Source organism: Streptomyces sp. P5F9, assembly GCF_057961495.1.
In genome coordinates, this window is sequence record NZ_JBXVPZ010000017.1 from 20,506 (window position 1) to 42,410 (window position 21,905).

Annotated in this window: 23 protein-coding genes and 1 pseudogene; 4 read left to right on the plus strand and 20 right to left on the minus strand. The window is 63.2% G+C overall.

What is annotated here, in order from left to right:
• Positions 1 to 173 precede the first annotated feature (173 nt).
• The 5 genes from AC31A1_RS05485 to AC31A1_RS05505 form a co-directional block, all read right to left on the minus strand.
• Positions 174 to 2,348: a type IV secretory system conjugative DNA transfer family protein gene (locus AC31A1_RS05485; RefSeq protein WP_489652111.1), complete on the minus strand. Its 2,175-nt coding sequence runs from the start codon at positions 2,346 to 2,348 to the stop codon at positions 174 to 176.
• A gap of 2 nt (positions 2,349 to 2,350) precedes the next feature.
• Positions 2,351 to 2,509: a hypothetical protein gene (locus AC31A1_RS05490; protein WP_475943814.1), complete on the minus strand. Its 159-nt coding sequence runs from the start codon at positions 2,507 to 2,509 to the stop codon at positions 2,351 to 2,353.
• Positions 2,510 to 2,693: 184 nt separating this feature from the next.
• Positions 2,694 to 2,912, minus strand: a complete 219-nt coding sequence (locus AC31A1_RS05495; protein WP_489652112.1) for a hypothetical protein — start codon at positions 2,910 to 2,912, stop codon at positions 2,694 to 2,696.
• 5 nt (positions 2,913 to 2,917) lie between these two features.
• Positions 2,918 to 3,133, minus strand: a complete 216-nt coding sequence (locus AC31A1_RS05500) for a hypothetical protein (protein ID WP_489652113.1) — start codon at positions 3,131 to 3,133, stop codon at positions 2,918 to 2,920.
• On the minus strand, positions 3,134 to 3,469 hold the full coding sequence (locus AC31A1_RS05505) for a hypothetical protein (RefSeq protein WP_489652114.1): 336 nt from the start codon (positions 3,467 to 3,469) through the stop codon (positions 3,134 to 3,136).
• 178 nt (positions 3,470 to 3,647) lie between these two features.
• Between AC31A1_RS05505 and AC31A1_RS05510 the strand changes: the two genes are divergently transcribed.
• Both AC31A1_RS05510 and AC31A1_RS05515 read left to right on the plus strand, forming a co-directional pair.
• Positions 3,648 to 4,433, plus strand: coding sequence for a hypothetical protein (locus AC31A1_RS05510; RefSeq protein ID WP_489652115.1), 786 nt, complete (start codon positions 3,648 to 3,650; stop codon positions 4,431 to 4,433).
• A gap of 136 nt (positions 4,434 to 4,569) precedes the next feature.
• Complete coding sequence (locus AC31A1_RS05515) at positions 4,570 to 5,160, plus strand: hypothetical protein (protein ID WP_489652116.1); 591 nt, start codon at positions 4,570 to 4,572, stop codon at positions 5,158 to 5,160.
• Between the two features lie 9 nt (positions 5,161 to 5,169).
• Here the strand turns inward: AC31A1_RS05515 and AC31A1_RS05520 are convergent, their stop codons facing one another.
• From AC31A1_RS05520 to nucS, 12 genes are all read right to left on the minus strand, one after another.
• Complete coding sequence (locus tag AC31A1_RS05520; RefSeq protein WP_489652117.1) at positions 5,170 to 6,180, minus strand: PIN domain-containing protein; 1,011 nt, start codon at positions 6,178 to 6,180, stop codon at positions 5,170 to 5,172.
• A 165-nt stretch (positions 6,181 to 6,345) separates the two neighbouring features.
• Entirely contained in the window at positions 6,346 to 8,091 is a 1,746-nt protein-coding gene (locus AC31A1_RS05525; protein WP_489652118.1) for a UvrD-helicase domain-containing protein, read from the minus strand.
• 11 nt (positions 8,092 to 8,102) lie between these two features.
• Positions 8,103 to 10,082, minus strand: a complete 1,980-nt coding sequence (locus tag AC31A1_RS05530; protein ID WP_489652119.1) for an ATP-dependent nuclease — start codon at positions 10,080 to 10,082, stop codon at positions 8,103 to 8,105.
• A gap of 249 nt (positions 10,083 to 10,331) precedes the next feature.
• On the minus strand, positions 10,332 to 10,850 hold the full coding sequence (locus AC31A1_RS05535) for an ATP-binding protein (protein WP_489652120.1): 519 nt from the start codon (positions 10,848 to 10,850) through the stop codon (positions 10,332 to 10,334).
• Positions 10,851 to 10,930: 80 nt separating this feature from the next.
• Positions 10,931 to 11,293, minus strand: coding sequence for a hypothetical protein (locus tag AC31A1_RS05540; protein ID WP_489652121.1), 363 nt, complete (start codon positions 11,291 to 11,293; stop codon positions 10,931 to 10,933).
• A gap of 132 nt (positions 11,294 to 11,425) precedes the next feature.
• A complete protein-coding gene (tmk, locus tag AC31A1_RS05545; protein WP_489652122.1) occupies positions 11,426 to 12,031 on the minus strand; it encodes a dTMP kinase in 606 nt (201 codons plus the stop codon).
• A 13-nt stretch (positions 12,032 to 12,044) separates the two neighbouring features.
• Complete coding sequence (locus tag AC31A1_RS05550; RefSeq protein ID WP_489652123.1) at positions 12,045 to 12,635, minus strand: 3'-5' exonuclease; 591 nt, start codon at positions 12,633 to 12,635, stop codon at positions 12,045 to 12,047.
• Positions 12,628 to 13,785: a radical SAM family protein gene (locus AC31A1_RS05555; RefSeq protein ID WP_489652124.1), complete on the minus strand. Its 1,158-nt coding sequence runs from the start codon at positions 13,783 to 13,785 to the stop codon at positions 12,628 to 12,630. Before AC31A1_RS05555 ends, AC31A1_RS05550 begins: the two co-directional genes overlap by 8 nt.
• 134 nt (positions 13,786 to 13,919) lie before the next feature.
• The gene (locus tag AC31A1_RS05560; protein WP_489652125.1) at positions 13,920 to 14,807 is read right to left on the minus strand and encodes a helix-turn-helix domain-containing protein; all 888 of its coding nucleotides are present in this window, start codon (positions 14,805 to 14,807) and stop codon (positions 13,920 to 13,922) included.
• Complete coding sequence (locus AC31A1_RS05565) at positions 14,770 to 15,234, minus strand: DUF6879 family protein (RefSeq protein WP_489652126.1); 465 nt, start codon at positions 15,232 to 15,234, stop codon at positions 14,770 to 14,772. Before AC31A1_RS05565 ends, AC31A1_RS05560 begins: the two co-directional genes overlap by 38 nt.
• Positions 15,235 to 15,302: 68 nt before the next feature.
• On the minus strand, positions 15,303 to 15,536 hold the full coding sequence (locus tag AC31A1_RS05570; protein WP_489652127.1) for a hypothetical protein: 234 nt from the start codon (positions 15,534 to 15,536) through the stop codon (positions 15,303 to 15,305).
• 227 nt (positions 15,537 to 15,763) lie between these two features.
• A complete protein-coding gene (gene nucS, locus AC31A1_RS05575; protein WP_489652128.1) occupies positions 15,764 to 16,525 on the minus strand; it encodes an endonuclease NucS in 762 nt (253 codons plus the stop codon).
• 308 nt (positions 16,526 to 16,833) lie between these two features.
• Here nucS and AC31A1_RS05580 point away from each other — a divergent pair, with 308 nt between their 5' ends.
• Entirely contained in the window at positions 16,834 to 17,226 is a 393-nt protein-coding gene (locus tag AC31A1_RS05580) for an SCO5389 family protein (RefSeq protein WP_363097071.1), read from the plus strand.
• 81 nt (positions 17,227 to 17,307) lie between these two features.
• Here AC31A1_RS05580 and AC31A1_RS05585 read toward each other — a convergent pair whose 3' ends face one another.
• Positions 17,308 to 18,336 carry an LLM class flavin-dependent oxidoreductase gene (locus AC31A1_RS05585; RefSeq protein ID WP_489652129.1) on the minus strand — a complete coding sequence of 343 codons (1,029 nt, stop codon included), beginning with the start codon at positions 18,334 to 18,336 and terminating at the stop codon, positions 17,308 to 17,310.
• 221 nt (positions 18,337 to 18,557) lie between these two features.
• Between AC31A1_RS05585 and AC31A1_RS05590 the strand changes: the two genes are divergently transcribed.
• On the plus strand, positions 18,558 to 18,890 hold the full coding sequence (locus tag AC31A1_RS05590) for an ATP/GTP-binding protein (RefSeq protein WP_489652130.1): 333 nt from the start codon (positions 18,558 to 18,560) through the stop codon (positions 18,888 to 18,890).
• An 857-nt stretch (positions 18,891 to 19,747) separates the two neighbouring features.
• Here the strand turns inward: AC31A1_RS05590 and AC31A1_RS05595 are convergent.
• A pseudogene (locus AC31A1_RS05595) lies at positions 19,748 to 21,010 on the minus strand (ABC transporter ATP-binding protein); the annotation flags it as partial.
• 124 nt (positions 21,011 to 21,134) lie between these two features.
• Entirely contained in the window at positions 21,135 to 21,905 is a 771-nt protein-coding gene (locus AC31A1_RS05600) for an ABC transporter permease (protein WP_489652131.1), read from the minus strand.

The window sequence follows — 21,905 nt, forward strand, 5'->3', positions numbered from 1 at the left end:
GAATCGTCGCCGCCTTCGTTCCCATCAAGCAACGACCGAGTCCGAGCAGATGCCGCTACGAGATCACGCAGCTCTTTTTGAAGGAAACCGGCATATGCCTCGACGTAGCACGCATTGTCGTGGAGTTCTTGCAGATCGCGGCTTAGTGCTTCGCTTGCTCCTCGCCCCATGGTTCAGCTCCCGTTCCCCGGTCCACCGAACCGGGGTCGTCTCGTAGAAGGCCCCGGGGCCGGCTGCGCTCCGCGGCGATGCTTAATCGCCGCTTCCACCTCTGCGACGGGCCGCCCGTAAGTCGCTCGGGAATGTCGCCGTACTTCGGCAGTGGAACCGGTCGGATCAACGGGCGGTAGCGTGACACCCGTTACCGGCGAACTGACTCCGTCCGCAGTGGCAATCCGCATCAGAACCTCGAACCTTGCCAGGTTCGAAAAGTCCTCATCACTAACGCTGCGGCCAAACTGTCGGGCGAAGTCTCTGGATTCGTTTGCGGACGTTTGGAACACGACGGTCGATCTGGCGTTATTTTGTGTCGCTTCCTGAAGTTCTCGGGGGAGCTGTCCCAAGAACTGATGTGCCACCGTCACAGCCAATCCGAAGCTACGAGCCTGGGCGAACCAGTCGACGGCAGAAATCGGCAATCCGGCGAAATCCTGATACTCGTCCAGCACGAGCATGGTTGGTCGGGCCGGATTAGCCGCCCCGGCCTGCACGGCACTCCACACCGCATTCAGGAGCAGCGAGCCGAGCAATCCGGCTGTGTCTCGCCCCTCGGTTGAGCGCCCCAAGTTAACGAGCAAGATTTTATTGCCCCGGATGATCTCGCCCAGGTTCACCGTGCTGCGGCTCTGCCCGATGATGTTCCGGATGCTCGGCCGATTATTCAACTGCCAAATTCGATCTAGGATCGGCTGGAAGTGCGTTGCCCTCGTGCGAGCGTCGCTGAATCCCTGCCACCACGAGGCCAGCTCCTCGACGTGTGAAACGCCACGGATCAAACGGGCGGCGAAATCTTCCTGATCCGGCCTCGGCACGGCAAGCGCGCCAATATCCGCGAACGTCATGGGAGCCGCCCCGCCGGTGCTCAACATGGCCGTGAGGATCAGGTGATAGAACCCCTGTCGAACTCGTACGCCCCGAGAGTCCTGTGGGTACAAATGATCGAAAAGGCGCTGGATGTCGGCGGCCACCACGTAGGGCGACCCGGCCATCAGGTTCCAACCGACCGGATGGGCGGTGTCGCTGACGTCGATCAGGGCGACATCCGAAATCCGATGCTCGGGCACACGTTCGAGAACGGCGTTAAACAGGTCGCCCTTGCTCTCGATCAAGATCACGCCCCGTCCGGCGTCCATATCCTGTTTAATCATATTTGCCAGGAGGGCAGTCTTACCGCTTCCCGTGGGTCCAACGACCTGCAAATGCTGAGCCGACTCGACCACCCCAAGGGCGAGCAGTCGTTCATTCCCCGGGAAGTTGCTCCGCGCGATAACTCGGCCGGTACGAGGAATCGCCCCCGTCGCGGCCAACTGCCGCGTACGGGAACGAGGAAGCCCGGCAACATGCGGTTGCCCGATCGGCCAGCAGATCAGGCCGACCAACTCGGAGCCGGCCAGTTGCATTGGAAACAGCGTCGGTACGGCTCGGGACTGCACCCGTGAAATGACGCGACCACTGGTCACAAGCCGCTGCTTGAGTCGGTTGTCGGCGCTCCCGACCGCGCGGAGGCTGGCACGAACACGGGCAAGGAGGTGTTCGCCGTGCTGCCTGGTCGCAGCCTTCACGGCCACGCGAAGCACGGCGAGAAAGTTGGGCTCGCTGAGCTTCGCCCGCACGTCGGTGATCCGGTCCCGGTCGGGCTTCGGAGCGAAGCGGGAACCAGGCAAGACCAACTCGCCCGCCGCCTTGGGTGGACGCTGCCGCAGTGCCGGTGACACGACCCATTGAAGAAGCAGCGCTTCACCCCGGCCGAGGCCCTGCATTCCAGCGAGCAGGCTTGCGCTGGTGGCCTCGGGGTTCACGGTGCCGAGGCTCCGCCGTGGGTTCGTCTGTCCCAGCTCGACCGCGGCCGTCCATTGGTGCGCGCGGTCATCCGCGCCCGCCGGCGTGGCTGTAGATCCGGGGATCAAGGCGCGCAGCTGGCCCGTCAGGAAGTCGGCCGTTTCATCCGGGACGACCAGACGGTACTGGATGCCGAGTTCTCCGGCCTCGACCTCGAACACCATGGACGAGACATCCAAGAGCCGCCGCGGGCCGGTGGTGAGCGTGCCGCTTACAGCGTGCAGCCACGTTGCCACTTGGTCGGCGGCGAGGTCCGACGGGAAGTTCAGGCGGTAGGTGCGGGCGTTCACGGTCACCACCTCGTCATGCGGTGGTAGATAAATCCCAGTACGAGCAGCACCGCCAGGCCGCTGACGAGATAAGGAAGGATCGGCTCAACGGCCAGCCACAGCACGCGAATCGTCAGTGCGGCCAGCAGCAGGAGCAGCAACAAATTCCGGGCCTTCGCCACGGGGCAACCTCTCGGGATGGTGTCGCCGACCTACGAGTCGTGGCCGGCGGATGCTTGATGGAGCGGATCTACGACGCGGCCCCCTGCCGCATGGAGCCGTCCAGCCGGGGTGGCCATGGCCGAGAGAAGGTCTCGGCTGTCTTCCCCGGAGGACGACGTACGGAAGGGGGCCGGTCGATGAGGATCAGAAACGCCGTTCGTCCTCGATGCGCCGCGTAATGCGGTCGATTACTTCGGCGTCGCGGTAGGCGAGGCGCATGTGCGTCTCGATCTGGCGGTCACGCCGACGCTGGCGGATGCCAGGGCCGAAGCGCCGGTTGAACCAGACGTACAAGAGGATCGGCACCGCCGCGAAGATGACGAGATACACGAAGCCGAGCGCGGCCTGAGCGGCACTGCTCATCTTGATTACCTCCTTTCTTGGGATTCGTGGGCGACTGCCCGGAGTTGGCGCATGGTGTCTTGCTTGCGGCGACGCATTACGGCGTACTGCTCCAACGCAGTCAGCGGCCGGTTCTTCTTGGCGTCGCGGTACGCGTTGAACGCTTCGATGACGCGCGCCACGCACCAAGGAAGAAAGACGAGGGCAACGCCTGCCAGCGCGCCGAGCAACACGTCGGACACCTACATGCCCCGCATCCGGCCGAAGTCCCGGATGTCACGGGCCGTGGTGTAGGCAAACTCCCGGACGATGTCACCGAGCAGGGCAGCAGCGGCCGGATTCTGGGCAACCAACCGCTCGCCCAACTCGATGACGTCGGCAACGTCGTGCATCCCGTCTTCGGTCATGCGCTTGCGCAGCAGGAACTTGACCTCTTCGAGCTGCCCCGCGCCCTGGAGGCGGACGAGTTCCACGCCCGTCCGCCGCTGCGCGGCGCGTTGCCCGCGAGACGGACGGGCCGCCAGGCCGCGCCGTTCGTCGGGTTCTCCGAAGCCGCCAAGCATCAGTTCGCTACCCATGGGTGCCGTCCTTCTTGTGGTCGTGCGGATCGGGGATGACCCTGCGAACTAACCGTCGGCCGGTGAGGGCCTGGGAGTACATGCCACCGATGTCCCAGGGCCTTCAGACATGTCTGTGACACATGGACGAGGTGGGATACTGCGCATCTGGGATGGTTTGGGCGGGAGGCTTTCGAGGGTGAACATCGAGGCAACGTTGATCGCCAGCTTCGTGAAGTTGCGTAAGGGTGTTGGCCTGACGATCGGGAAGCTAGGCAAGGAGGAACATGTCCGCTTGCTCCAGCAGCTCGACGCGGAGGGGCAGCCAGCGGAGGGCTACAAGCGCTTGACGGCGCTCGTTCTGGGTTTCCGCGATACCAACATGACTCGGGCAATTCGTAACGCTCTTGTCATCGGGGATGATGTCGAGCCTCGGAAGAATCTGGAGGCTCGCCGCCGCTGGGCTGACACCTTGCCAAAGACGGGCGATGAGGTGAGCTTCGCGATTAGCCGTAGCCATCACTGCCGCTTTGAGGAAGATGGCTTCCAAGAGCTCGCGCGCCTGATCATTCGCCAGCACGCGCAGAGGAAGTTTCTCAATGCGGCCATGGCTTCATCGGAAAGCGCACCTCTTCAAACCGGGCAGTCATCGCAGCCTGAGCCGGACGCGAGTGAGCCTGACTGGGACGCGCTTACTGAAAGGGTGAATGCCATCATGAGGCGACTAAGCAGGCGAGCGCAATACACTATGGCTACGTTCGCCTTCGTCGGGATTGTCTGCTACATGATTAACGTGGCGTACGCTCCGCTGCCTATTGCGGATTACTTCTATCTCTCTGTGCTAACGCTCGTCGCCGAGGCGTTTTTTATCGCTGGCATTATTGACGTGGGGCGTTTGCCTGAAAAGTCAAGCGTGCTCTTCGCTTTGCTGCTCAAGACTGTTGACGTATTCCCCTCGTGGCATCGCGAAAGTATTGACGAATAGGTCAATACGTGTTTAAATAATAATGATTCGCAATTAAGTAATTGCATCGCGCCTCTCATCTTCGGATGTGGCACCCCGCTTGATTGATTTCAACCGGTGGCGTGCCCCATCCGAATCGCACGAGAGGTAAGACAACATGGCGGACGAGTACGGCCCCAGCGACGGTCTGTACGACATGTTCAGGGGTTACGGCTTCGAGGCGGGTGAGACCGTCTTCATGTTCAATCCCGGCTTCACCTTGGAAGAGCTCAAGAACGCCCAGTTCGGCAACACCTACGCCGAGCCCGTTCCGATCCGCGTCAAGGTATCCGACGACATTGAGTTCAACGTGGTCGTCCAGACCACCACATCGGTGTTCGTCGGTGTCGAGAACGACCACGGAGACACCCCGATCGGCTGCTACAAGCACCCGGATTGGTACGTGGAGGGCTGGCTTCTGAAATCAGGGTTCGACCCCTACGAGGAGGTCAGGCGCGTGCGCCTGTACCTCCGAGTGGTGGGAGACAACCCCAACTCCAACGAAGCCTTCATTCAGGTGATCCCAAGAACCCCGACCCCAACGGGCCGATCCGGTACACCGAAGAAGCCTGATACTCCCTCGTCGCCCCCGCCCCGCACCCCAGCGAAGAACGCCCCGCGTCCGCTGCCGGTCGCGGGGCGTTCTTCGTTCCTGGGGTCTGCGCCCTGGAGCGCGACGACCAACAGCTCGTGGCCGGCGCCTGGTTGATCGGGTTGTTCAAGACTGCCGCGGAGCGACCTCGCGCCCGAGCTGCCATCGGTACCGCTCCACCCGGACGAACTCTGTCCCCTCTTCCAGCACGGCCCGCACCTCCTTGATGGCGACCTCGGGCTCATCCGGGAAGTGCGCTGAGATCAGCTCGTACACCTCGGCGGCGAGTAGCGGTTCGTTCTGCCGCGCCAACGTGATCGCTACCCGCTGACGGATCGTCGGCTGCAACGGTGCAGCAAGGATGACCTCGCGCAGCTTCTCGACACCCTGCCGTTCTTGCGCCGTTGCCGCTTCCAGCTTGGTGCCGACCACTTCGAGTGCCTTGACGGCGAACGAAGTAGCCGCCTTCCTTCTCTCGGGCTTCTTGAGGAGTAGTGCGCCACCACTGAGGACGACAGCACCAATCGCCCACGGGGAGATGCCGGTCTGACGCCCCAGGAGCTTGACCAGCCCCACTGCACCCCTGGCCGGAAGAACGGCAGCGTTCACCGTGACGGCCTGGTCCCTCACACCTTCGGCGATGTCGAGGACGGACTTCGCCGCTCGTTGCCAATCCTTGGGGGCGAACCCAGGCTTCTTGAGGTGCTTGTCATCCGAGAACACGACGCACGGCGCAATGAGCTTGGCCAACCAGCCTGTTGGCACGTCGTCGGTGTCGGTGATCGCCAAGACCTGATCGTCCGGGCCGTCGACATCCGACATCGTGACGAACCGCAGCGCCGGTAGGTACTCAGCTTCAAAGTGGGCGCGGAGGGTGGCGAGCGACACCAGGCCACGCTTGGCCATCCTCGGGAGGTGTTCGTACGTCTCGTCAAGGACGTGGTCAGCAGCGTAGAGAGTGGCGGTGCCACCATCGCTCATCCGCAGCAGCCGTGACCGGAAGCCCTTACGGCAGTCGTTCTCGATACTGCTCAACAGCGCGTTGGTGTCCACGATGCCGACCAGATGCGGCGCGCTTGAACTGTAGGGATCAAGCGGCGTGCGTCTGGCGATCGGTGCGCGCTGGTCTTCCGTCATGGATCAACGGTAGTCGTCGGGTATGACAGCCTCCATCACTTTTCTGCTGACGCGCCCCGGGGACGCGTCAATCAATCTGAGGGGTGCACTCGTCTGGAATCGACCGACCTACCTTCCGTGCCGGCCTGCGCTAGGTCGGTTCGATCAAGACGTCTGAGACCCACCTCAAGAACGTACGTACGGAACCGCTTTGGCGTCGAGGAGCACGGCGACACGGTCGATGTGCTTTCGATGGACGGCGAACACCAACAACTGCTGCGCACGAGAACCGGCGACATAGAGCACGCGCCGAGACTCGATGTCCTGACCACTCTCCCAGGCATCCAGTACTTCTTCCGTCACCTTGCTTCTTGGCGTATCCGGAAGAACCAGCACGACGCCGGGAAACTCCATGCCTTTCACGCCGTGCACAGTTGAGTATGGAATAAGGGGATCGTCACCCAGGCTTGCAACGTTGGCCCAATCACCTTCTTTCGGTGCTTTAAAAAGGTTCCCTAGGTCTCCGGCCACCGGGGGAGTTGCATCACCCCAATCGGCAGCCTTGAGGAATTCTCGTACCTCAACCGCAAATTCCTTCGCGGTCTTCCCTTTAGCGTCGAGAGCAACAGCCATACGCACAGCAAAGTTGCGGAGCCACCGTGTTTCAATGCCGAGCTTCTCACAAATAGCCTCAAGGCTCTTGTGCCCAAAATCATTGCCGCTGGCGAGTGCTGCTAGGACGGCGCGCTCTACCTGTCCAATGACTTTCAAACGTGTCTGCGCATTGAACTCTGTCGACCTGAGCTTGAACCCTGCATCAGCGATAGAAAGGACTCTATTGTTTCCCGACCCCCCGACGGCAACTACACCAGCCGCCTGCATACCATGGGCTCCGGCATGAGCGAGGAGTATAAGGTCACTCGCCGCTAGCTCGTGCTCGTCGGCAATCCGCAACGCCGCTGGAACGATGTCATTAAGTACTGAGAACTCGACAAGTTGCACCGGAATTTGCAGTGCCGACGTCTCCCCACTGGACGTCTCGACTAGGGCACCTGACCGGAGTCCACTGTTAAAGGCGGAGATCGCTGGAGAGCTACGGAAATTGTCGCCAAGCTCCAACTGCATCGGTAGATTCTTCACGAAGTCCTGTACAGCGCTTGGTGTCGCGTCGCGGAACTCATAAATTGACTGGTCAATATCACCGACCATCACGACCCGGATGCCGCAATCAAGAAGATACTGCAATACGAGCAGCTCCTCGCGACCGCAGTCCTGCGCTTCATCGACGATCACTTCTGAAAAGCGTGATTGCAGCAGTGGGCCGATGATCCGCCTAGCCTCAGTGTCTTGCACCCAGAATTCGGCTAGCAACCGGGCTGCGTCACAACTGACGGTGCCCGCTTCAAGCAGCTTGCCAAAGATGTGCGAGGCCCTACTCTCAGCTTTGTTCCGATTTGCCAAGAGTGCTGTCTTCGCCTCGGCATTACCGAAGCGCGGATCAACTCGATCCATCACAAGGGTAGCTCGACCGTTTCGATCAAAGTCGAACCAACTAAATTCGAGCTCGCCAGACCGAGGAATCTCGCTCATACGAAAGCTCGTGCTTGAAATTTCCTTCCAGCTTTGCACGTACTTCGGCGGTACCTTGTACTCCCTCACGAAAAGCGGCGTGACAATAAAGCGATGGATGAATGTGTCGAACGTCCCGACAAAATTTGGCGCCTTCAGGGCGTCAACTTGGTCCCCGCACCGACGGCGTACCTCATCGACTGCTGCGTTGGTAAAGGAGATCAGGGCAACACCCTGGCGATTCTCTTCAGCGGTTCGCTTCAAGAACCGTGCCACCATAGCGCGAGTCTTTCCAGCTCCTGGGCAGGCGGCAGCGAACAGGCTTTCTTCAGCGTCAACGAGAGCCTGCTGGTCTTCGGTCAAGCTAATGGTGCTCAACTCGCCACACCGCCCGTTCCTTCTTCCAGCACGCCACGGATGGCTTCGTCCAGATAGTCAGGCGCTTTAAAACCCTCTTTGTCTTCAATAGAGAGTGCGACATCATGGGCGAACTGACCCTTGCTCATGAAGTTCTTGTTCTTACGCAACTTTAGGTAGAATCCCCAGGTCGGGCTCTTCTCGTTCGCCATGATTTCATGCCAGTGCTTTTGAGACTTGGGGTGCTGGCTCAGATATGCCTTCTTGAGGACCGGCTCGTTTCCTTCTGGGGTAAGCAGATCAGCCTCAAGCGTGTGCGGGGCCTCTGCCACGACAAGGTAGTCTTTTGCCCCGATCGCTTCAGCATGTTCCATCAAGCGATCCTTGCGGTTGTTCACCGCAGATTCATCGTCATCATCTTGTTCGGTTTCATCTCCGCCGCCCTCATCGTCTGGGGCGTCGTCGGGGTCGGCTTCCCCTTCTTCTTGAGCCACCACCTCGCCCTGGGGCTCTTCGTCCTCTTTCTTTTCTTTGGGAACGTCTGGGTCTCTGTCAGTAACTACCGTCAGTTGATCCAGCAAGCGGCAGCCATTCACCTCGGAGAGTAGAAGTGTGATGTACGGCGCGAAGTCGACGCTACCTACATTGATAATCGTGACCCCGTGGAAGGCTCGCCGCTGCTTCACTTGGGTGGGGTCGTTATCGTCGCCAAACACAGAGTGGCGTGCAATTACAGGAAGGAGCACAGCCTCCGCAATACCCTCTACGAGAATCACCCGGCGAGCAAAAAGGAGTCCGGCTCGCGTTGCATCCAGGTACTGGTTAATCTTTCGCCGATCAGGATCGCTAAGCTTGATCTTAGCTAGGGGAAGCACGTGCGTTTTGCGGCGACCTACCTCCTTAGTACCCTCGTCATTTTGGATCGTCTCCTTCTCGTTCTTAGTCCGGAGCGCTACGACGTTCTCGATGCCAACACTGCTCGCGAGGCTCGGTGAGTGCGTCGTTGCGATAACTTGAATTCGTCCGGCAGGCCCTTGTGTATCGTCACTTGGCGAAGCCTCGGACTGCTCGCGCAGATAATCAAGAAGAACAGCCTGCAACTGCGGGTGCAGATGGGCTTCCGGCTCCTCAACCAAAAACAGTGTGAGTTCGGCATCTTGAGCCTTGCGCAGTTCCAGGATGACCGTAGCAATGAAGAGTAGGTTGGCGTATCCCAATCCAGACTCTGTGAGATCGGCGGGCTCGATGTCATGTTCCGCCATCTTCACCCTGAGACTTCGCGCCAGCCGGTTCATTTCATAGTCGGCAAACGTAACCTCGACGCTTTGCCCACGTACGGAGTTCGTCAGTTCACCAAGGTGCGCCTGAATCTCGCCCGTGGTAGTAGTTAGGACATCGTGCTTCTTCAGTTCTTTGAACGAATCGTTGGCACTGTCCAGGAAGTCTTTTCGTTCTTCTTCGGTAGTGAGGTGTCGAATGATTCTGAGGAGACGATTGCCGTCTGATGAATCAAGTTCCCTCTTCGCATCTCGCAGCGGTGCAAGATAGACGTGCGCGATCTGTTCGCGCTTTTCGGGTTCAGCGTCTGTTCCACCGACGGGGCCAGCCGTGAAAGTCGATCGCACGTTGTGCCGACGCTTTGAGTCGATCGCATACTTTGCCGAGTAGACGGCCTGGTTGGTATCGACATTCAACGCCGCAATGTAGTGCGCGCGCTGAGTTTTTGTCAGGCCATCGTAAAACGTGTGAAGTTCGGCTTCTTGGCCTTCCTGGCCGTGAGATAGGTCGGACTCATCAAAGTATCTTGTAGCTCGACGGTTTAGGGGTGCAGTTGCAAGCCGTAGCGCTTCGATCACATTGGACTTACCAGAGTTGTTCTCGCCAACGAGAAGTGTGATGCCTGGTTGAAACTCGACTTCCGTGTCATAACAGGATCGAAAGTTCTTGAGGCGGAGACTCCGCAGGTACATCCCAGGATCTTCGTTCTTGTTGCTCATAAATAGTTCCTCGCATATTCCATGTCTACTATTCTAAACAAAAGCCTCCTTCTGTACCATGCGTAACATAAGGAAGCCTTGGCACCTTGCCACACAACTCCCTGGCTGCGCAGGTGAACTGACGGGTAATACGACAGCACCCCCGCTCGGTCGAACGGGGGTGCGAACCTGGCGAATCTGAGGACTAGTCGAGTGCAGTAGGTGTGGCGGATCAACCGCTCGTGGCCGGCTGGGGGTTGGTCGAGTCCTTCAACCTTCCGGGGATACATCGTGAGAACGCGAATCGTCCAACATCCGCTCGATCAGCCCCAGATGTGCCGTCTTCTCCATCTCACCACGCGGCGGCATGGTCGACCCCGGTACGCGCACCGTCAGGGGTGGATGGTGCAGTGGCGGAGGTTCCGCAGGCTTGCCCAGTTCCAGTTCAGCCCAGACGACTTTGCCACCTGACTGCGGCCGGTACACGTCCCACTGCTTCGTCATCGCCCCGATGAGCATCAGGCCACGACCGCCCTCGGTGTTGCTGTCCGGGTTCTTCGCCACGGGGGCGTCCATGCTTCTGTCCCACACCTCGACGAACAGGCTGCCGTTCGTGGTGCGGAGCTGCACCCCGATGACGTGCTCTGCCCTTATCTCCCAGGACTTCGGCTCTGGGTCCGTGATGCCGGTCATCTTCACGGCGTTGGTGACGAGCTCGCTCACCACAAGTTCGGCAACCTCGATGTGGTCGCCGAGCTTCCAACGTTCGAGGATGTCCCGCACGAACATCCGCGAGCATGGTACGGCTGAGGACACGGCAGCAAGGCGGATGCTGGTGGTGAAGAGCTGGTTCGGTTGACGGGGTACGTTCACGGGGCGGTGCTCCTCGACCTGGACGGACACGACAGCTCCTCGGCTGTGTCGGGATGGACGAACCAGACGCAGCCCCCTATGACGTCCTCGATGACGCTCTGCATCACGGAGGACAGGAACGGCAGCGTGTGCAGGTGCTCGGAATTCGGCACGACCACATTTCGCACCTCGTGCCGGTTGCAGTGGTCAACTAACGCATCCCAGGCGGCCAGGTGGAGCCAGCGGCGTTCGACAAAGACCCCGGCCAGCGTGAACCCCGCCGCAACGGCGAAGTGGGCCAGTTCATCGTGTAGGTGGCTGACGGCTTGGTCGTCCAGGTCAGGAAGTGCTCGGACGTAGCCGTAGATGGGAGGCTTCATCGCTCTGCGCTCCGCAGGAACGGGGTGCAGGGCTGGCGACGGACGCGGAAGCCAACGTCGCCAGCCCTGCTGCTTTCACGGGGTACTGAGACACCAACTGGTGTGATCAGCGGGGAGAACCATCACGCGTGGTCACACACGAGGGGCGGCAAAGAAGGTCGTCAGCCGATCTCGAATGACCTTGGCTACCTGCTCCGGTGGTCGCTGGTTGCAGTCAACGCGCAGGACATCGAAACCGGCCTGGATCAAGCGCTCGGTCGCTTGCCGGTAGAAGTGAACTTCTGCGTGGCTGCTGCCCGGCGAGAGCTGGAAGCGGTTATGCGGCCCGCGCTCCGTCAGCCGCTCGGAGATGACTTCGGGGTCGGCTTCGAGGATCACAGCGAGGTCGGGCCGATCAGCGTCGGCGTTGAGTTGCCAAAGGAACGACGGATCTACGCCGTCGAAGCGCTGCATCACCAGTCCTGACGGGATGTACCGATCACTGATGACCGTCCGGCCGTCTTCGAGGTGCGGTCGTACTTCCGTCTCGACGTGGTGGTATCGGTCGGCGGCGTACAAGCACGCGAGGGCGTGACCGGTGACCGTCTCCGTCAACTGGCGGCAGAGATCCCCTATCGCTCCCTTCGAGGGCTCGGCCGTGACGTGGACGTGTTCGCCTTCGGCAACGAGCATCTGCGCCAGGTGGTGAACGATCGTGGACTTCCCGGCACCGCTGGGGCCGTCGACCGTGACGAACATGCCTCGCTCATGGCTAGAAAAGGGTCGCAGCTTCATCCCTGCCACCCCCTGACGGTTGGTCACGTAGTTCATCCAGCGACCGCGGAACGCTATTGGTGGTGGCGAGCATCTGGAACAGCCGCGCCGTGACCACCGCGTCGTACGTGGCGCGGTGGGGCCTCAGCTCCAGCGGCAGCCCCTCGGCGAGCTTGAACGCCTCAACCAACGATCCAAGCCGGTGGCTCATCTGGTCGGGCACGAAGCGGCGCGACAGTTTGAGCGTGTCGAAGACTTCCGGGCACTCCCACCCCATGAGCTTCCGCTGAAGAACATCAACGTCAACGTGCGCGTTGTGGGCGACCAGCGCCGGGTGCGACAAGGCCAGCAGCACATCAACCTTGATGTCCTCGAACTTCGGCGCTCTAGCAACGGCTTCGTTGGTGATGCCGTGAATCCTTCGGGCCATGGGCGTGATCGGCTGATCCGGGCGAACCAACCAGCTCACCGGTTCCCCGATGACACCCCCGACGATCGGCACGGCGGCCAACTCCACCAGATCCGGCGGCTGCTGGCCGTTGCCCTCCACGTCCACTACGACGTAGTTCAGGTTCGTCCAGTCAGTCATCTTGCTTGGGTTCCTTCCATCCGATTTCCGCCCGACCATGGCGACGGTCGCGGTGCGGGTGGCGCACGTCGTGTACCTGGAAGCCAAGCGCATGTTGCAGGTAGTAGCGCGGCTGTTCCTCGGCGAGTCCGGCGACGACGGCCGCTCGCTCCGTGATGTCCACGACCACCAGACCACTCGCCTCTGACAGAGTGCTGCCGACTTCCCGTATCCGCTCGGCACTGGGTACGTGGTGTGCGCTCTTGCAGAGGTCGAGCTGCGCGAGCGGGCAGATATCGCACAGTTCACGGATGCCGTAGTGGCCGTTGTAGTCGGCCTCCCCATGGGCGAACGACACGGCGCACGAGGTCTTGCGGAACAACGACTCGCAGCCGGCGAACGTTGAGAGGACGCGCTTTTCCAGGGTCTCCGGCACGATCTTGCGGCGGGCGGTTTCGTCGTACGGCTCCGGGAGGTTGTTCGCCTTGTAGTAGTCGGCGATCTGGCCCCGGTAGAACAGGCCGGTGAAGACTGTGGCGTCGGCGTGATGACTCAGCTCGTACGCCCGGTCAAGGTGTGCGGGGGAGTCGTTGAGACCTGGCACCAGCGGTCGCCAGTACAGAACCGTTCGATAGCTGCGGTCGAGCGGTTCACTCATGAGCTTGAGCGACTCGGCGGCCACGCTGGACGGGTACGGTTCGATGTCTTTGTTGTCGATCCCCGAGTACGTGAACAGCAACGTCACCTTGACGTGCCGGAGGTGGTTGAGCCGCTGGACGTCGTCGGCCTTCATTGCGTGCCTGGTGATGACCAACACGTGATTGCGCAGCTCACGCTTGTCGAGGTCTTCCAGCACCGCGAAGGTGTGCGGTCGGACGTTCGGCAGAAACGGGTCGGTGGCTCGGTTGAACACCTGAACCGGCGTCACGTGCGGCTGGAAGTACCGGTGATTGACCAGTTCTTCGACGGCCTCGGCGTCGCTCATGAGGGCGCGCGGCTGTCGCTGATCCCACAGTCCGTAGGTGTGACGGATGCAGTAGGCGCAGTCCAGCGGGCACCCCTGGATGTGGTTGAGGCTGAGGCCGCTCTTGCGGTACTCGACGACTTCCCGGGCACGCTCCGGCAGTCGGTTGATCTGTTCCCGGCTCAATAGCGGAACAGTGATGGTCACCTGGCTCTCCCCAAGTCCCAGAAGGATGGACGCGATTCGCCGTCCTGCGGGGAGCGTAGGGGTCGCAGCAGCGCCCGTATAGAAAGTTTCTTGGTATTTCTCGAAACTCCACTAACGGGTGAAGGGTGCAGAAATCAGGAGCCATCTTCGGGGGAGTCCGACACAAGATCGTCAATGGCGCGGGTGATGATCGCCCGCGCTGCCCTGCCATAGCTGGCGACGGCGGCAAGCTGCTCGAAGACCTGGCCGTACAGCTCGACCTCCCCGGGCTGGGCAAGGTTCAGCTCTGCCGAGTAGGTCTCAACCATGACGCGGTCGTTGTCGAGTATCCAGAAGCCATGCCACGGAGCCACCACGTAGTGCGTCTCGAACCCGATGATGCCGAGCTTTACGTTCGGCAGCGCAGACAGAGAAACCAGTCGATCCAACTGCCCAAGCGTGATCTCTGGTGAAGCGAGGCGGAAGCGTAGCGCTGCTTCGGTGAGAACGAAGTGGAACCGCTTGTCCGCCCGGTACAAAATCTCTTGGCGCTGCGCCCGTGCTCGGACGGCTTCGTTGATGTCGTTGGGCGCCTGGAACATGGCGATCCCTTGAGCGAAGCGGGCCCGCGCGTACTCGGGCGTTTGCAGCAGTCCAGGGATAACCGTCGCTTCAAAGGCGCGAAACAACTTGGTTCGCGCGTCCAGGTCGGCAATCTCGTTTTGGTGAGCGCTCAACCCTGTTTTGAACTGCCGCTGCCATTCGGCGTGCTGGACTTCAAGAGTGTGGAGGGATGCAAGCAGGGCTTCGGCTTCATCCGTGGTGCTCGTGACCCGCGTCCACCCGTGGATGTCGTCGTCGGTCGGTGTCTGCCGACCGTTCTCCAGCTTCGACACCTTCGAGGGTGGCCATGCCAGCGACTCCGCGAGCTGCTTGCCGGTCAGGCCGGCTTGTTGCCGCAGTTCACGGAGTCGCTTGCCTAGCGCGCTACGCGCCTCTTGGACGTTAGTCGCGCTGCTGCTGTTGTTCGGTGGCAAAGTCATCCCGTCGTCTGGCGTGGTGCCAGGCGGCGTCACGCCAGTAGTTGTGCTCTACGATCACGGCCGGATCTTCGATCAGCTCGCCGCCTTGGAAGCGGTCCGCATCATCGAAGTGCATACGCACCAGCTTACTGCTGTCGAACAACCAGTAATCGTGGCTGGGCAGTTCCTCGGCTTTGGCTTCATCGCGGGTGAGATACCGAATATCCTCGCCCGCGCCGTTGGTGAATTGGGCGCACCAGATGCCAAAGCGGCTGTAGTCGGTCAGGGGCAGGCTGACGACTCGAACTCGTGAGAAGCGCAGGCCGTTATCCGTTGCTTCGCGAATCATGGTGAGCCAGTCCTGCATCCATGGCAGATCGTCGGGCTCGCTGCGAAGGAACTTGCCCAACGATTCATTCTCGTACGACGAGTCGTAGCGGTCCCGCACTTCCAAACGAAACGCTGTGTGCTTGAAGGTGCGGAACAGCTCGCCGAACTCGTCGCCGATGATGCGGCTCAGCGCCCTTCCTCCTCCTGGTACCGGCGGGCGTAGAACTTCAGGACATCCTCGGGGATCTCGATGATCGCTTCACCCTCGGGGACGGGGCCGACATCGGCGAGCACCTGGGGGTCGGTCACGACCCATCCTTGGGCGATGTAGGTCTTACGGTCGGTGCGGTCGGTCGCGAACAGCGTCGGTGACTGGCCAACCTGCGATTCCGGGTCCTTGCCGAGAAACTGAGCGCGCATGGCTCTCCTTGCTCGAATGGACGAGAAACTTTCTCGGTGCCATCGTGCCCACCATCCCGAGGAGCGGTCAAGAGGGTGTCGGCACCCTGCCAAGATCGCTGAGTGGTACCCGGGATGCGACCAGAAGCGCTCTGTATAGGGGGAGTGGAGGCGACGAAGAAGAGTTGCGACGTACGCCCCCAGTCTCGCGTGAGATCCGGGGGCGCTGGACGTGCATGATCGGCCTGCTAGAACAGCCGGTCTTCCTTGTTGTCGATGCCGCGAAGCTCGTCGTAATCAAGGACGACACACCTCATGCCGCGATCTTCGGCAAGCGTCCGGGCCTGCGGCGCGATGCTCTGAGCTGCGAGGATGCCCCCGACGGGTGCAATCGTCGTGTCGCGGTTCAGGAACTCCAGGTACCGCGTGAGCTGTTCCACGGCGTCGATCGTGGCGCGTCGCTTGATCTCCACAGCCCAGTGCCTAGGCTTGGGGGAAGCGGTACCTTCCTTCGACTCCGACCCGTCGATCTCGCCGCGCCGCTTGATCTCGATCGCGACGGTCCCGCCCTCGGCGTCCCGGCACAGGATGTCGACCGGTCCGATGGCCGTCATGTACTCGCGGCGGATCAGCGTGTAGCCCTCGCCGAGGGTGTCGATGCGGTCGGCGAGCAGCTCCTGGAGGTGCGCTTCCACGCCGTCCTTGATCAGGCCGGGGTCCACGCCGAGTTCGTGCGAGGAGTCGTGGAGGATCTCCTCCATCGTGATGATGAGCTTCTCGCCCGCCTTGTTGATGACGGTCCAGACACCTGCGGGATCTTCAGGGTCCCCGGAACCCTCCTTCAGCGTGCAGGGCGGAGACATCCAGTTGAGGGGCTTGTAGGCCCGGTCGTCCGCGTGGATCGAGACGCTGCCGTCCGCCTTCACCAGGATGAGACGGGGGGCGGAGGGGAGGTGGGCGGTGAGCCGGCCCGCGTAGTCCACGGAACACCGGGCAATGACGAGACGCATGGTCGGCAACGCTACTCGACGGGCGTGGGTGCACGCGATTCGCCCACCCGTCTCCCACCACCACCCTCGAACGAGGTTCTGCGGGCCGCCCCTGTTGTCCTGGAAGACCCGTGACGCCCGTTGTTCATTCTTGGCCGATTGTGGGCCCATTGGGAGTTCCCTATGTACGCATTCTCCTGGTGCCGCCACCCTCCGTTGCCTACCGTATAAGCGGGAGGTCGCGAGACATGTACGCAGCGTGTTCGTCATCGCGAACTCCCTTACCTGTCCGGCAACCCCCGCGCGTTGGGGGTGCGAGAGGAGAACCCATGTCGCTCGACGTCTCACCGGCCCTACTCGAAAAGGCCGAGCGAGGCGAGGTCGACGAAGCTGAATTCGTCGACTGCGTCCGGACCTCCCTGCCTTACGCATGGGAGATGATCAGCTCCCTGGTGGCTCAGCTGAAGGTCGACGGCGGAGCGTTCGCCGACAACCAGACGCCGCCGCCGGACGAGCAGGCGCGCGGTCAGTTGCTGCGTGCGCTCGCGAGTGACGCGATACGCGGCGCGCTGCAGCGGCACTTCGGTGTACGCCTTGCCTTCCAGAACTGCCACCGGGTGGCGGTGTTCCCCATGGACGGCTCGGTCGACGAGAAGCTGGCTCGCTTCACCTCGGTGCGCAGCCAACTGCTGAACCAGTCCCCGGAGTTCAGGGACTGCTGACGCGGCGGGTGGTGCACTGCTTGCCGCTCCCGTACGCGGGAGGTGCTTCTGTACTGGGGCGGCAAGCTCCCCGCGGTTCGCTCAGCCGAGGTGGGGGAGCACCTCGGCTCCGAGCCGCCGTACGTTCTCCTCGGTCGCCGCGAGGTCTCCGGACCCCTCGACGAGCAGCGCGAAGCGGGAGATGCCGGTCCGCTCCGAGGTCGCCGCGAGCCGGTCGACGCACAGGCGCGGGGTGCCCACCGGGTGCAGCCCGCAGAGGAGTTCGGTGTACGCGAGCGGGTCGCGCATCCGGCGCTCGCGGTCGTCCACCGTCACATGGGCGTCGAGCCCCTGCTTCAGCCAGCCCGGCATCGCCTTCACCAGAGCCTCCTCGGCGTCGGCACGCTTGTCCGCGATCTGGCAGACACCGGCAGACACATGGGCCGCGCCGCGGATCTCCTCCGCCGGCCGCCCGGCCGCCCGGGCCAACTGGCGCCACAGGGTGACCATTTCAGCTTTCTCCTCGTCCCCGACATGCATGCCGAGCAGCATCGGCAGGCCCCGCTCGGCCGCCAGTCGCACGCTCGCGGGCGAGGTGCAGGCGACGACGACCTCGGGGCCCGGCGCGTCCGACAGCGCCTCCGACGGCCTTGGTACGACGGGCACTTCACGGAACGCGAAGCGGTCCCCGGTGCCCGCGACCGACGGCTCGCGCAGCCAGCGCATCAGCAGATCGAGTGATTCCGGGAACCCCTGTTCGTACGCGGCGAGACCCGAGCCGAACACCTCCAGGTCCACCCACGGCCCGCCGCGCCCCACACCCAGCGAGAAGCGCCCCCCGCTCGTCACATGCAGCAGCGCGGCCTGTTCGCCGAGGGCGACCGGGTGGACGGTGGGCAGCACGCTGACCGCGGTGCCGACGCGGATGCGCTGGGTGCGGCCCAGCAGTAACGCGGCCAGGGTGACCGCGGACGGGCAGGTGCCGTAGGGCACGAAATGGTGCTCGGCCAGCCAGGCCGTGTCGAGACCGGCCTCCTCCGCGACCTCCACCGAGCGGACCGCGCGGTGCAGGGCCTCCCCCTGGCCCTGCCCCGGGAACTGGGCCGCCAACACAAAACTTCCGACGCGCATGGCTTTTCCTGCTTCCTTGGCTCCGACACGGAGCTCCCCCACCGGGCATAACCGCCCGACACGTGCCGAGGACACGGCCTGGCAAAGAGATTTGCGGATTGTCTGCAGAATGCGCGGTCCCGAGGGGGACTTGTGCGGGTTGATGCCCTTCGCATACCCCTGTCCGCGCCACGTAGGCTGGACACAGCCCTTGCCTCCTGTATAGCCCCGTGAGGTGTTCTGTGTCCCCGCGTCGCAACCGACCCAAGGAGTCCGGTTCCTCCGGCCAGAGTGCCGACGACGAGCCCTCGGGCCGCTACGGCGGCTGGCAGTCCACGGAGCACTGGCAGGGCGAGGAGTGGAGCGTGCGCCATGTCGCCGGGGCGAGCGCGCAGGGCAAGACATACCGCTGCCCCGGCTGCGACCAGCAGATTCCCTCCGGTGTCCCGCATGTCGTGGCCTGGCCGGAGCACTCTGGCGTGGACGAGCGCCGGCACTGGCACAAGGCGTGCTGGAACGCGAAGGACCGCCGCACCACACGGGTGCAGCGGTCCAGGAACGCGCCGAAGTTCTGAGCCTGTGTCCTAGCAAGTGGTACGGCTCACACGTCCCGCTTCTCCAGCAGCGCGACCGCGCCCGCGAACGCCACGGCCGTCACGCCCACGATGATCCACAGCGGGTCCCAGCCCGAAGGGCCGGAATCCGTCAGGGAGTTGGAGTAGAAGACGCTCAGCTGGTTCGGGATCGAGTACTCGAACAGCTTCTGGCGTACGTCCTCCAGGGACTGCGAGAACATGAACAGCGCGATGACCAGCGGGGCGAGCACCGCGCCGATCATGACGGTGATCGCGCCCGCCGAGTGCCGGATGATCGAGCCGATGATCAGCGAGAGCAGCCCGAGCAGCGCGATGTAGAGCGAGACGCCGACCGTCCCCTTGAGCCACTCGCCGGCGGACGGGTCCTTCGCGCCGTTGTTCTCCAGCAGCGAGGCGTCCACGAAGGCGATGAACCCCGAGGCCACCAGGGTGACCACGAAGGCGACCCCGAAGAACACGATCGACTTCGCCGCGAGGACCCGGCCGCGGCTGGGGCACGCGGTCATCGTCGTGCGGATCATGCCCGTGCCGTACTCCGAGGCCGTGGTCAGCACGCCGAGCGTGATGATGCACATGCAGCCGAGCAGCAGCCCGAAGAAGCCGTAGGAGAGCGGGTTCTCGCCGTTCAGCTGCGAGGAGGAGTTGCTGACCACGACGGCGGCGAGCAGGCCGATGCCGATGACGAGGACCACGAAGACGCCGAGCGTCCAGATCGTCGAGCGCACCGACTTGATCTTCGTCCACTCGGAGGCGAGCGCGTGCCCGAGATGCGTGCGCACGACCGGGATCGGCGAGGTGTACCCGCCGTACGAAGGACCGTTCGCCGCCTGCCAGTTGGGCGCGGATGCGATCCCGCCCGCGCCCCCGGCCGCACCCGCGCCCGGAGCCGGTGCGGCCGCCGGGGCGCCCTGTGCCGGGCCCTGGGGCGCCTGTGCCGCCGTCTGCGGGGCCTGCGGCGCCGGAGTCGTGTACGGGCCCGGTGCGGGCGCCACGGGCGCCGCAGGGGCGCCGTACGGATTCGGGGCGCCGTAAGGATTCGCCGGGGGCTGGCCCATCGCGAACGGCCGGCCGCCCTGCTGCGGAGACGGCGGCGCGTACCAGCCCGGCTGGCCCTGCCCCGGTACCGGCATGGGCGGCTGCGCGCCCGGCGGCAGCTGCTGCATCAGACCGGCCTTCTGGTCGGTCGTCGAGCGGTAGTCGACGGCCCCCTGCGTCATCCGCATGTAGGCCTCCTCCAGCGAGGCCTGATGCGGGGACAGCTCCCAGAGGCGTACGTCCGTGTCGTGCGCGATGTCGCTGATGCGCGGCAGGGGCAGTCCCGTGACGCGCAGCCCGCCGTCCTGCTCGGGCAGCACGTGCCCGCCCGCCTCGGTCAGCGCGGAGGTCAGCTTCTCGCGCAGCTGGGGCTCCGTGTCCGGGGTGCGCACGCGCGCGAAGTCGGCGGAGTTCGCCGAGATGAAGTCCCGCACGCTCATGTCGGAGAGGAGCTGCCCGCGCCCGATCACGATGAGGTGGTCCGCCGTCAGCGCCATCTCGCTCATCAGGTGCGAGGAGACGAAGACGGTACGGCCCTCCGCCGCGAGCGCCTTCATCAGGTTCCGCACCCAGAGGATGCCCTCGGGGTCGAGGCCGTTGACCGGCTCGTCGAAGAGCAGCACCTGGGGGTCGCCGAGGAGAGCGGCGGCGATGCCGAGCCGCTGGCCCATGCCGAGGGAGAAGCCCTTGGAGCGCTTTCTCGCCACGTCCTGGAGGCCCACGACCCCGAGCACCTCGTCCACGCGCCGGGCCGGGATGCCCGAGAGCTGGGCCAGGCTGAGTAGATGGCTGCGGGCGCTGCGGCCGCCGTGCACGGCCTTGGCGTCGAGCAGGGCGCCGACCTGTCTGGGGGCGTTCGGCAGCTTGCGGTAGGGGAAGCCGCCGATCGTCACCTGTCCTGACGTGGGGTTGTCCAGGCCGAGGATCATGCGCATCGTCGTCGACTTGCCCGAGCCGTTGGGCCCGAGGAAGCCGGTGACGGCACCGGGCCGCACCTGGAAGGAAAGGTTGTACACGGCGGTCTTGTCGCCGTAGCGCTTGGTCAGGCCGACAGCCTCGATCATGCTCCGCACCCATCGAAAGGATCAGGACAGCAGGGCACACGCCCCCGTAAGGGTTAGGAGGATATCGGGGCGCTGACGGTTCCGCCCAAGAGAAAGTAAAGCAACGCCCGAGCCGTGCTCCTGGCTACGCGTCCCGCCGCTTCAGAAGGACATAGGCGCCCACGAGCGAGGCGAGCACCCACAGCGCCATGATCCCGAACCCGCCCCACGGTCCGTACGGCGACGAGTCGTCGACCGGGGTGACCACCTGCATGATCTTGCTGCCGGCCTGGTCGGGCAGGTACCGGCCGATCTTCTTCGTCGCGGAGACGTTGCCGAGGATGTTGGAGATCAGGAAGAAGAACGGCATCAGGATGCCCAGCGACAGCATCGGCGAGCGCAGCATCGAGGCGACGCCCATGGAGAACATCGCGATCAGCGTCATGTAGAGCCCGCCGCCGATCACCGCGCGCAGCACGCCCGGGTCACTGATCTCCGCCTTGTGGGAGCCGAGCATCGCCTGCCCCAGGAAGAACGTGACGAAGCTCGTCACCAGCCCGACCACCAGACACAGCCCGGTGGCCACCGCGATCTTGCTGAACAGGAAGGTGCCGCGCTGCGGGACGGCCGCGAGCGAGGTGCGGATCATGCCGGTGCTGTACTCGTTCGACACCACGAGCACCCCGAACACGATCATCGCGAGCTGACCAAGACTCATCCCGGCGAAGCTGATGAACGTCGGGTCGAAGGACAGCTTGTCCTTGGCGCTCATGTCGTCGAACTGGCTCTTCGACAGCGCCGAGATCAGCATGCCGAGCCCGATCGTCACCACCAGGGCCAGCGAGAGCGTCCACACCGTCGACGCGACGGAACGGATCTTGGTCCACTCCGAGCGGATGACCTGGGTCGCCGCCAT